At 68.9% G+C, this 10476-nt stretch carries 7 protein-coding genes; 4 read left to right on the top strand and 3 right to left on the bottom strand.

The window, feature by feature from the left end; all coding sequences use genetic code 11:
• Positions 1-349: 349 nt before the first annotated feature.
• From E1193_RS25865 to E1193_RS25850, 4 genes are all read left to right on the top strand, one after another.
• The gene (locus tag E1193_RS25865; protein WP_132185791.1) at positions 350-1006 is read left to right on the top strand and encodes a hypothetical protein; all 657 of its coding nucleotides are present in this window, start codon (positions 350-352) and stop codon (positions 1004-1006) included.
• 231 nt (positions 1007-1237) lie between these two features.
• Positions 1238-1555 (top strand): transposase family protein, encoded by a 318-nt coding sequence (locus tag E1193_RS33420; RefSeq protein ID WP_243707900.1) that lies wholly within the window; start codon positions 1238-1240, stop codon positions 1553-1555.
• Positions 1556-1558: 3 nt separating this feature from the next.
• Positions 1559-2392, top strand: coding sequence for an ISAs1 family transposase (locus E1193_RS25855; RefSeq protein WP_132185790.1), 834 nt, complete (start codon positions 1559-1561; stop codon positions 2390-2392).
• Between the two features lies 1 nt (position 2393).
• The gene (locus tag E1193_RS25850) at positions 2394-2798 is read left to right on the top strand and encodes an MmcQ/YjbR family DNA-binding protein (protein ID WP_132185789.1); all 405 of its coding nucleotides are present in this window, start codon (positions 2394-2396) and stop codon (positions 2796-2798) included.
• A 311-nt stretch (positions 2799-3109) separates the two neighbouring features.
• On the opposite strand, the gene E1193_RS25845 is transcribed toward E1193_RS25850, so the two are convergent.
• The 3 genes from E1193_RS25845 to E1193_RS25835 all read right to left on the bottom strand — a co-directional run bounded on the left by E1193_RS25845 (position 3110) and on the right by E1193_RS25835 (position 9562).
• A complete protein-coding gene (locus E1193_RS25845; RefSeq protein WP_132185788.1) occupies positions 3110-4939 on the bottom strand; it encodes a hypothetical protein in 1830 nt (609 codons plus the stop codon).
• Between the two features lie 11 nt (positions 4940-4950).
• Positions 4951-5994, bottom strand: coding sequence for a MoxR family ATPase (locus E1193_RS25840; protein ID WP_207922865.1), 1044 nt, complete (start codon positions 5992-5994; stop codon positions 4951-4953).
• Between the two features lie 295 nt (positions 5995-6289).
• A complete protein-coding gene (locus E1193_RS25835; protein WP_132185792.1) occupies positions 6290-9562 on the bottom strand; it encodes a hypothetical protein in 3273 nt (1090 codons plus the stop codon).
• Positions 9563-10476 lie beyond the last annotated feature (914 nt).

Genomic DNA, 10476 nt, shown 5'->3' with positions numbered 1-10476 from the left:
GGGGCCGGCCGACGCCGGGCGTCGACCGCGGCGCAAGCGGCTCCGAGTCGACCAGCCACCTGCCCACGAGCCGCTACCTGTGGGTGAGGGAGGTTGCGGCGCGGGTCAGTCGTCCGCGCACTGATCTAGCCGATGATCGGACGCCGTTCCGTCGGCAGAACTTGGTTGCACACGTCATCCTTCAAGGGCCAGAATCGCACGTGTGACAGGCCCGGTCGTTGCCCTTCGACTCGCGCCTGGTCTCACTGCGGAGCGATGCGATCTGCTCATCGACCTGGCACGCCGAAGCGAAGCAGATCATGGAGCGAACCTCCTGGGACTCGTCCTGTCCGGCTCCGCAGGCAGAGACATGGCGACCGACAGGTCCGATCTTGACGTATTCGTCGTCCTTGCCGACACCCGCATGCATGGATCACAAACAAGTCTTTCGACGACGATCGATGAAACGGTCGTGGCGATCTCCGACTTGGAGCGGATTCCACCATTCGGAACCAACGGTTGGTGGTTCCGCTGGTCGTTCGCGTGGGCCCCGGTGCTGTTCGACCGAACCGAAGGGCGGCTGGCATCCGCACTGCGTCGTCAAGCCACGGTCACGGCCGACGAAGCGGAATCGATCCTCGTCCAGCATGTCAGGCTCGATGGCTGGCTCAACTACGCCTATCGCGCCCTCAAGAACCATCGCGACGGACGTCCGCTGGAACGTCGCCTCGACGCTGCCGAGTCCGTGCCATGGCTACTCGATGTGATCTTCACGCTGGAGGGACGAGTGCGTCCGTACCACAAGTACCTTCCATGGGAACTCCGCCGGCACCCGCTTCTGCACTGGCGCGCCGAGGAATTGCTGGCCTTGCTGACGGCCACCCTGGATGGCGACCCTTCAGCGATTCGCACAACTTTCGAGCGGATCGAAACGCTGTGCGTCGCGTTCGACAGCGGACGTGCCGAACCAGTCCTCAAACCCATAATCGATGGCTGGGGCGAAGAATTGCAGTTGCTGAGGAACTGAAGGCCGCTCGAATTAGCGCACGTGTGGCGCCATCAACGCATCAGGCGCACTCACGTGCCGCGATGATGGCGCCGTGGGAGCCGCAGGTCGACCAGTGCCTCGGCAAAGTCGTGATGGTGTCTGACTTGAGTGGACTGGAGTAGAAGCGCCGTTGTTGATGGCAGCGAGACGGGCATGACTGGTTCGAAGATCATCAAGGTTCCTACGCCGTGTTGATCGCCGAAGTGAGTCATGCCCGCCCTGCCATCATCGCTGATCTCGTCGGTGTCGTGTGCACCGGCACTGACCGTGTCCGAAGCCGCTGGCGGACTGCTCGCAGCGCTGGCCGATCTGCCTGATCCGCGTGCCCGGCGCGGCGTGCGGCACCGGTTGACGGTGGTGGTGACCGCTGCGGTGTGCGCGGTGGTGGCCGGCAACCGTTCGTACACCGCGATCGCTGAGTGGATCGCCGACGTGCCGGCGGCGACCGCGCTCGCGCTGGGTATGGCCCCGGACCGACGCCCGTCCGAGGCGATGATCCGCCGGCTGTTGCAGGCCATGGACCCGTAGCTACTGACCGCGGCGGCCAGCGTCTGGCTTGCCGGCCGGGCTGCTGTCGGCACGTCGACGTCCCGGCGAGCGATCGCGGTCGACGGCAAAACCCTGCGCGGCTCGCGCACCACCGACAACACGGCCCGGCATGTGATGGCCGCCTGTGATCAGGCTGTCGGCGTGGTCCTGGCCAGTACCGACGTCGATGGCAAGACCAATGAGATCACCCGATTCGCACCGCTGCTCGACCAGATCGGCGACCTGCGCGACACCGTGATCACCGCCGACGCGCTGCACTGCCAGCGTGAGCACGTCGACTACCTCGCCGAACGCGGCGCGCACTGGATTCTGACCGTGAAGGGCAACCAGCCGAGCTTGCATACCAAACTCGCCGGCCTGCCCTGGCGGGCCGTCCCCGACGCCACCCGCGACACCGACTGTGGGCACGGCCGCCGTGAGATCCGCACCTTGAAGGCCCTGACGATCTCCACCGGCATCGACTTCCCACACGCCGCCCAAGCACTGCAGATCCGCCGCCGCAGACGACGCCTGGACCAACCGAAACGCTTCACCACCGAGGCCGTCTACGCCATCACCGACCTGCGCGTACACCAAGCGAAACCGGCGCAGGGCGGGCATGACTCACTTCGGCGATCAACACGGCGTAGGAACCTTGATGATCTTCGAACCAGTCATGCCCGTCTCGCTGCCATCAACAACGGCGCTTCTACTCCAGTCCACTCAAGTCAGACACCATCACGACTTTGCCGAGGCACTGGCAGGTCGACCGCGGCGGCTGGTGCAGGTTACCGCCGGCAGGGCGCCACAGCCGTCCACCGTGTGCTTACCTTCTGATATGCCGCACCCCATCATGTTCGATGAGTCAGACCCGCTCCTGAGCCGGCTGCGGGCGCTCGCCCTGGCCTTTCCCGACGCGGCCGAGAAGATTTCCCACGGACATCCCGCCTTCTTCACCACCAAGGTCTTCGCCTACTACGGGGGATCGTTGAAAGTCGACGGCGTCTATCGGCAGCATGAACATTCGGTGCTCGTGTTGGTTGATCCCGACGAGCGTGAGGCGCTGTTGGGGGAAGACCGCTGCTTCGTGCCGGCCTACCTGGGTGCCTACGGGTGGATCGGGGTGGATCTGACCGGCGACACCGACTGGGATGAGGTCGACGAGCTACTCGACGCCAGCTACCGACGTACGGCCGGGTCACGCAGGGTTGCTGTGCTCGACTCCCGGCGGTCCCGACCATGATGCCGGCCGAGGCCATGGAGCAATGACCGCCACGACAGCCCCGGCCCCGCCAGATGCACGGATCTGCCGCCGATCGTGCGCGGGACCCGCGCGGTCGTCACGCTCCGTGCGATCCGCGCTGACTTTCCCGCGGCTTCCTCGTCCTCGATGACTCCAGTGGCCTACCACCGTCGGGACCGGTGACCGGCAGGACGCCGCGTTTCATCAGCTCTACAAGCTCGGCCTTGTGCGGCGCGGCCAGACTGAGCTGCAGTCCCGGATCGATCTTGACATCCGGTCATGCCGCGATTCAGGCTGTGTCGTTGTGCGTCTTACCGTAGGCGGAAGACTGGGCCGCGGGGTGTGAAGGGTAGCCGGGCGGCTTCCGGGATGAGGAAGGCGTGTTCGCGCCGGATGCGTACGACGTCGCAGTATCCGTCGGTGATGAGCAGGATCGGTGCGGTGGTGGGGAAGTCGGGGGCGGTTTCCAGCAGGTGGATGCCGGGCTGGAGCACAGTGCCGCCCCGCCCGCGGACCCGTACCCGGCCGGCGATCTGCTCGACCGGGAGGTATCCGGCGTCGTAGGGGTGCGCGTCGCAGAAGACGACCCGGGCGGCGGGCACGTCACGGGCGGTGGCGTATGAGGCGATGGCCCCGAGCGCTTTGCCGAGCAGTTCGTGGTTCATGGATCCGGAGGTGTCCAGCACGACGCCGAAGGTGCATCGGGGTACCGGTTCGTCGGGCCACCGCCAGCCCGGTCGAGGGATGTTCGGTGTGCTGGCCTGCCGCCGTGACGGGCGGGCGTAGGAGCGGGCACGTTGCGGGGAGGGAACGTACTCGTCGAACCAGCGCGCCAGCTCAGCGTCCCACGGCAGCGGCGGCTGTTCCAAAACCCGGATCTCGGCGACGAGCCCGGCTGGTAGGTGTCCCCGGCCTTCCCGCTGGTGGTAGGCGTAGCCGGCCAGCAGTGCCCGCCGGTAGAAGTCGTCCAGGTTGACTCCGCGCCCGGGTGTGCCGGGGTATGGCAGGGGTTCGCCGAGCACGTCACCGAGGCCGGTGCCGCGCAGGGTGGCCAGTTTGCGTAGGCGGCGTAGGTCCTTGGCGATGTGGTCGTAGACCGCCTCGGCGGACATGCCGGCCAGCTGCGGGTCGTAGAGCAGTCCGTCGGGTGGTTCACCGACGCCTATCTCGATCAGCCAGCCGTTGATGACGTAGTCCGCCGCGACGTTCCACAGGTACGGGTCGCGTCCACCGATCCGGTCCCCGTGGCGCAGCGCGGCGTGGAGCATCTCGTGCGCCAACACGAACCGCCACTGCATGGCCGACAGGTTCCGCAGCGGGTTGAGGTAGATCTCCCCGGCGGCTGGGGACACGGCGGCGACCGTGATGTCCCAGGCTCGCGCGAGTTCGGCGTCGGCGATCAGTGTGAATCGGGACGCCAGCGCACCGAGCAGCGGATAGGACGACAGGAACCAGTTCATCGCCAGGTGCCATGGTTGCCGGTGGCTGGCCGGGTCGGTCAGCGAGCTGCGTGCCCCGCCCGCCACGTCCACCGCCGCCGTCGCCGCCGCGGACAGCCCCACCGCGAACTGCGCCGGCCAGTCCGGCGCACCGGCGCCGGAGGTGTCCGGATCGAAGAGTGGTGGGATCAGGTCTGATCCGTGGCCGCCGGTGCCGCAGCCCGCGTACTCGGCTGGTACGCCGGCTTGCCGCCACTGCCGCAGCAGCACCGACTCATCGACAGTGGGCAGCTCGGCGGGCAGCAGCACCGGCTCGGTGCCGAGTTTGACGGCCCGCTGGAACCGTGCCACCGCGAGGCAGGCCGCATCCCCGTACGCCGGGTCGGTGGCGTGACGATCTGGGGCGAGGTGACCGAAACCGAGGTGCAGCAGGCAGTGCGCCAGTACCCACGACCACTGGTCCTCGTTCAGCCGGTGTGCCTTGCTGGCCCGAATCATGCCGCGCGCGTCGACCACGGCGATCGCGTTTGCCGCCAGGAGTTGGCGGTCCTCGGCCAGCGCCGCCCGCACACCGGTGCGCTGCCATGGGCCGACTTGGACGTTCAGCAGCGGGGCGAACATCGGGTGGCCCGTCAGCTTCCGCCACGCGGCCTCGAACGCGGCAACGTTCGGATCGATCTGCGCGCGCGTCTTCCTCCCCATCGCGGTCGGCCTCAGGCGCGGGCGGCGACCAGCCGGGGCAGGTCCCGGCTCACCTCGACCAGAAACCATGCCGGCAGGACCGGTGCGCCGTCCTCTCCGGTCGCGATGACCATCTGGGCGCACTCCAGAGACGTCTCCGCCAGCTCGACCAGCAGCGCCTTGGCCCGGTGCGCGAACTGCCGCAACGCCGGCGAAGCGTGTTCCTTACTCGCCGGCAGGTCCTTGACCAGCCTGGCCCGGAACGCCTCCGCCAGGAAGTACAGCAAGTCCCGGTCGGCAGCCGCGGTAGGCCAGCCCGTATCCCCGCGCACCACGGCGTCGAGCCCGTACCGGTGCCGCACGATCTTCACGTAACCGCAGAACCCGGAGGCGTGGGTGGGGCTCACCGTGCCGGCGGCCAACAGCCGTAGCGTCTGCTCATCGATCTCGTCGCCGTAGGACAGCAGCGCGTCGGAAAGCATGTGCCAGCTGCGTGGGGTGGAAAAAACCTCTTCCACCTTGGGCGGGTTCACCCACAACTGGTCCGGACGCTCCACCAGGTAGCCGACCACCCATCGGTGGATGCCGGCGGCCCGCGCCCACGCCAGCCAGTCATCGACACTGGCCCGCAAATGCACGTGGACCAGCCGGTTGACCAACGCCGAAGCCATCGGCCGAGCCAGCGCGTTGTCCGTCGCCCGGTTACCCGCACCTATCACGATCGACCCCGCCGGCAACTCGTACGCCCCGATGCGGCGGTCCAGGATCAACGAGTAGAACGCCTTCTGCACCTCCGGCGTCGACGCGTTCAACTCGTCAAGAAACAGGCAGTACGGCTCGTCGCGGGCGATCGACTCGGGTGGCGCGAACCGGCTGCGGCCATCCCGCAACTCCGGCACCCCGATCAGGTCCTCCGCCGCGAGTTGCGTGCCGACCAGGGTCACGCAGTCCAGTCCGAGCGAGGCGGCGAACTGACGCACCAGCGAACTCTTGCCGATGCCCGGTGCGCCCCACACGAACACCGGCCGGACCACCGCCACATGCAGCAGCAGGTCCGGCAGTTGGGCCGGCGTCACCGAGATCGCGGAATGCACCCGGCCATCCTGCCCACCACCGGCAGCAACCCGCATCCCATATCCCCGCGCCAACCAGAACAGAAACATCCGAGCCAGCGCCGTGAACTGGACGTACTTCACGCCGCCCACGGTCTGCAGACCGAGCGACTCATCGAGCCGTTCACGGTCGGCTCGCTCGTCACCAGTGGGTATCGGATCCAGCTGCGCTTTTCCTCTCACTCCCACTCTGATCCCGCCGCACCGCATCGAACTGCGGAACTGTCCGCGACCGGTGGGCTGCTCGCTGGTTGGGTGGTCAGCTCATGTCGATGGCGTACGCCTGCTCGCGTACGTCGGCGTCCGGGTGTCGGCATAGCGTGATCAGCAGGTCTCGCCATGGCGTCTTCCACCCGAAGCTGGCTCCGTGCCGAACCAGCGCGACTGCGAACAGCCCGCTGGCGAGGTCGCCGCGATTCGCCAGTCGCGCGATGGCGTCGGCCAGAGCATCGGAGTCGGGCCGCTCGCGGAGGCTTTGTAGGCGGGCGCCGACGCGGTCGGCGGTGCGGACCGCGACGACGGGCCGGCCCGCGCACAGTTCGGCGATCTCGTCCAGATTGTCCAGCCGGCCGAGGTCGACCATCAGTCCGGTAGCCGTGCTGGCGAAGGCGGGATGACCGGCTAGCCATCGTGCCGCTTCGATCAGCCTGGTCCGGTCGACGCCGGTCGGCCGGTGCCGGGATCGAATGGCCGCGCCGCGTGCGAGGAGGTCGATGCGGCGTCGGGCCGGGCGGTCCGTGGCCGGGTCACCCGGATGGTCGTCGGTGGCGTCGAGGTCGGCGAGCCGGGCCAGTGCGGAGCCGAGTACGGCGTCGCCGCCGGCATCGAGCAGGTGGGCGACCTCGGTGGACACCATCGTCTCGTTGCAATCGGTGAGTCGGTCCACGACGAGTTCGGTGATTCCGGTCAGCCACGGCGACCATTGCCCGAGCTGCCGGAACGCGGCGCGTCGGACTTCCCGGTCGGCGACCTGGCAGGCCTCGATGATGAGCGCGCCGTAGGTCGGGCGGTGCCGTTGCGGAATCGTGTACGGGTCCGCGTCCAGGACCGCGCGGCGTTCCTCCCGGCTGCCGTTGACCGCGGTGCGCAGGATGGTCCAGCTCGCGTCGGTCTGTAGTCGTTGCCGGACGGCGGAGACGATCGCCGCGCGCACGTCGCGGTGCGTGTCCGGGTGGTGGTACGCGTCGAGCAGCGTCGCCATCACCGGTGGCGGTCCGTATCGTGCCAGCAGCCGGGCCGCTTCCTTCCGGCTGGTGATCTTCGCGGGCCCGGTCAGCACCTCGGAGAGCACCTCGGCCAGCCGCGATGGTGCGACGTGCCGGGCGGCCCGCCCGGCCGCGTACAGCGCGACCCGCGCCCGGTCACTGTCGGCGTAGCGGAGCAGCACCGGCAGTTCCTCATCAGGCCGGTCGGTCCAGACCAGCGCGCCCAATGCCGCTTCGGCGATCGGCACCTCGGGGGCGTCGAGGTGGCGCAGCACCAGCTTCCGGCCTGCGCCGGGAACGCCGGCAGCTGCTCGGATCGCCGCCGCGCGCTGCCACACTCCCAGCTCGGTGTCGGCGATGATGAGCTCCAGCTGGTCCACGAAGCGGGCCTGCTGGTGGGGCAGCCAACGCTCGGCGTGAAACGCCCAGGCCGGCACCCATCGCGTCCCCGGTTCAACGAACCGGCCCCGCGGGCGGCGTTTGAGTACCCGGTCGAGCAGGTCGGTGCGGGAGGCGCAGATCGTCGCCCACACCTCGGGAATCGTCACCGCTGTCGGATCGACATCGAGCACCTCGGCGACCCGTTCCGAACGGGTACGCGGGTCATCCAGCCACAGCCCGATCGCCGTGCGGGCCACCGACGGCAGCGCCTGCGAATCGATCGCCCGACGCAGCAGGTCCTGCAGCTGTGGCAGCCGCCAGGCCCGCTTGCCGAGCGCGTGGGTGAGCGCGAAGAGCAGCCCGGACCGGCCTCGGGCGATACCGGCCTCGACCCAGCCGCGTAGCCGTTCGAAGACCAGTGTCTCCTGCCCGCGGCGCAGCACGGTGTCGAAGCGGCGCAGCACCGGCACGCTCGCGCCGGTGCTCACCAGGTCGATCGTCAGTAGCGCCCACTCGCGTAGCTGCGGCACGGTCACGTGGTGCTGCAGGACGTCGGCGGCCAGGGTGCTCAGCGCTGTCGTGGTGGTGGCGGAGGCGTCGCGGGCGTCGACCGCGTCGGTGGTCAGCTGCGTGAGCCCGGCCGCCGTGTCCGCCGTGAGCAGCGGTGCCACCTTCGCCAGCGCGGTGAGCGCGGCGGCGCGTACCGGATCCTGCTCGTTGCGCAGCCGGCCGAGCCGCACGATCACCTCAGCCACCGCGTGCGGGTCACGGGAGCGGCGGGCGGCCTGCACCAACAGGGCGTAGCCATGCGCCCGCTCGTCGGCGTTCCCAGAGCGCAGCGCGACGTCCAGCGCCGCCGACGCGTCCGGCCACGCCAGGTACGCACGCCAGGCGCGAACCTCGGCCTCCCGCTCCTGAATCTTCGCCAAACCCAGCACCCGGGTCGCCTCGCGGACCCGGACCGCGGCCGGCAGCACCTCCATGATCTCGGCCGCCGGCACCAGCGCTGCCGTGTCGACCTCGGCCAGGGCCCGGTCGTACAGCTCCCCGCGCCGTGCCGGCGCGACAGCGTCGAGCAGCGCCGCCAGAGCCCGGCTGTGATCCCGGAGCCGATTGGCCAGGGGCACCAACTCGTCGGTGGGCAGCACCGTCAACCGTCGCAGCATGGCCGGTGGCAGCACGGTCCGCCGCAGCCAGGCGGCGCGACCGGGCGCGGTCAGCAGACGAGCGACACGGCTGGCGTCAAATGCCGCGAGCACTCCGTACGCGTCGAGCGGGCCGGGTAGCGACTCCTCGGGTGCGTACCGTTCGAGCAGGTCGAGCGCCTGCTCCGGGTCACACCGCAGCACCGCAGCGGCGGCGTCGCCCCAGATCCGTGCGTTCAGCTCGGGCGGGGTCGCGGCCAGCCGCTCGCGGACCCGGTCCAGCAATGGGCCGGAATGCCACCGGACCAGCCGCTCCAGACGCAGCGCGTGCTCCAGGTCGGGTAGCAACGCCCGCACCGTCGCATCGCCGCACGCCGGCAACAGCGCGGCGGACTCCTCGTCACTGAACTGCGCGCGGACCTCGCCGATCAGCGTTTCGGCGACGGCCGGCGCGTGCCGACGGCGCAGTGCCCGATAGACACGCCGCCGCTCCGCCGCCGACCGGTCGGTGATATCGCCGACCGGGATGCCGGCGCGCAGCGCCGCGGTGAGCGCGGCACTCCTGATCGACGGCTGAGGATCGCGCGCCGCTACGGTGATGCCGTCACTATCCCCGGCCACCATCGCAGCGACCAGGGCGAGGTGCCGCTCGTATGGGCCCTGCTCACGCAGTTCGGCACAAACCTGGACGCGGTCGGACGCGGTGCGCGCCCATTGTGCGAGGCGGTTCATCCGCGTGCGGTACGGCAACGGGTCGAGAGACGTCAGCAGGGTACGGGTGGCGGCGAGCACGGCGTTCATTGTGCCCGCCAACGTACCGGGCGTGAGATCGATTATCGCCTCGCTGGGCGCCACTAGACCGATTGGCACCGATGCGACTCTCGTCATGCGAGACGATGGCAAGAAAATTCTTGACAGATGCTGGAACCAGGGCGATTCGACCGAATCGGACTCTGTGAAGAGACTTGATCAAGGCTGCAAGCTGGGCCGTCTGGCTTGTCGTCTACGGATCAGAAGGTTAGGGGTTCGAGTCCCTTCGGGCGCACTTCACGAATCAAGGTCATGACCAGCGGAAACGCCGATCATGGCCTTGATTCGTTCCCGCGATATGCCACGATCTTCCATGATGTGGGAGCTTGGTGCTCCGTTGGTGCTCCGTTGTCGCTGTGCTGTGCTGGTGGGGGTTCGTGTCGGCCGGTGCTGACCAGTGCTTCTGTGTGTCGCCTGGTCTGGATCATGGCGTAGCTGCGCGTCGGCCGGCCGTTGGGGGCCGCCCGCTGTGGCCTGTCATGTAGATCTTCTTGTGGAGGTCGCTGCGGGTGTGGTGGCCGACGCTGACCTGGAATGGTGCCCCCTGTTGGCCGGACGGCACCATCGGCTGGAGGCGAGGGACGGGGTGACGCTCGCGTTGTCCGCGCATCTGATCTGCCGGACGGCTGATCTGGCGGCGCGGGCGGGACCCCGACCAAGGCGGAACAGCGACAGCGATGACCGGCCCGGCCCGACACTCTGGTGGGGCCGGGTGTCCGACCGAAGCCTGCACAAGGCGACTTCCGGCCCGGAACGCGTCGCGGCCGATCGGTAGGACGGGGCCGGCCGACGCCGGGCGTCGACCGCGGCGCAAGCGGCTCCGAGTCGACCAGCCACCTGCCCACGAGCCGCTACCTGTGGGTGAGGGAGGTTGCGGCGCGGGTCAGTCGTCCGCGCACTGATCT

Source organism: Micromonospora sp. KC606 (assembly GCF_004348675.1).
GTDB lineage: Bacteria > Actinomycetota > Actinomycetes > Mycobacteriales > Micromonosporaceae > Micromonospora.
Note: the sequence above shows the minus strand (reverse complement) of the source record. Positions and strands in the feature narration are given on the sequence as shown.

Coding starts and splice junctions, on each gene's coding strand:
- E1193_RS25845 (WP_132185788.1), bottom strand. CDS start 4,939: ATGGGGAGGAAGACGCGCGCGCAGATCGATCCGAACGTTGCCGCGTTC.
- E1193_RS25835 (WP_132185792.1), bottom strand. CDS start 9,562: ATGAACGCCGTGCTCGCCGCCACCCGTACCCTGCTGACGTCTCTCGAC.
- E1193_RS25850 (WP_132185789.1), top strand. CDS start 2,394: ATGCCGCACCCCATCATGTTCGATGAGTCAGACCCGCTCCTGAGCCGG.
- E1193_RS25865 (WP_132185791.1), top strand. CDS start 350: ATGGCGACCGACAGGTCCGATCTTGACGTATTCGTCGTCCTTGCCGAC.
- E1193_RS33420 (WP_243707900.1), top strand. CDS start 1,238: ATGCCCGCCCTGCCATCATCGCTGATCTCGTCGGTGTCGTGTGCACCG.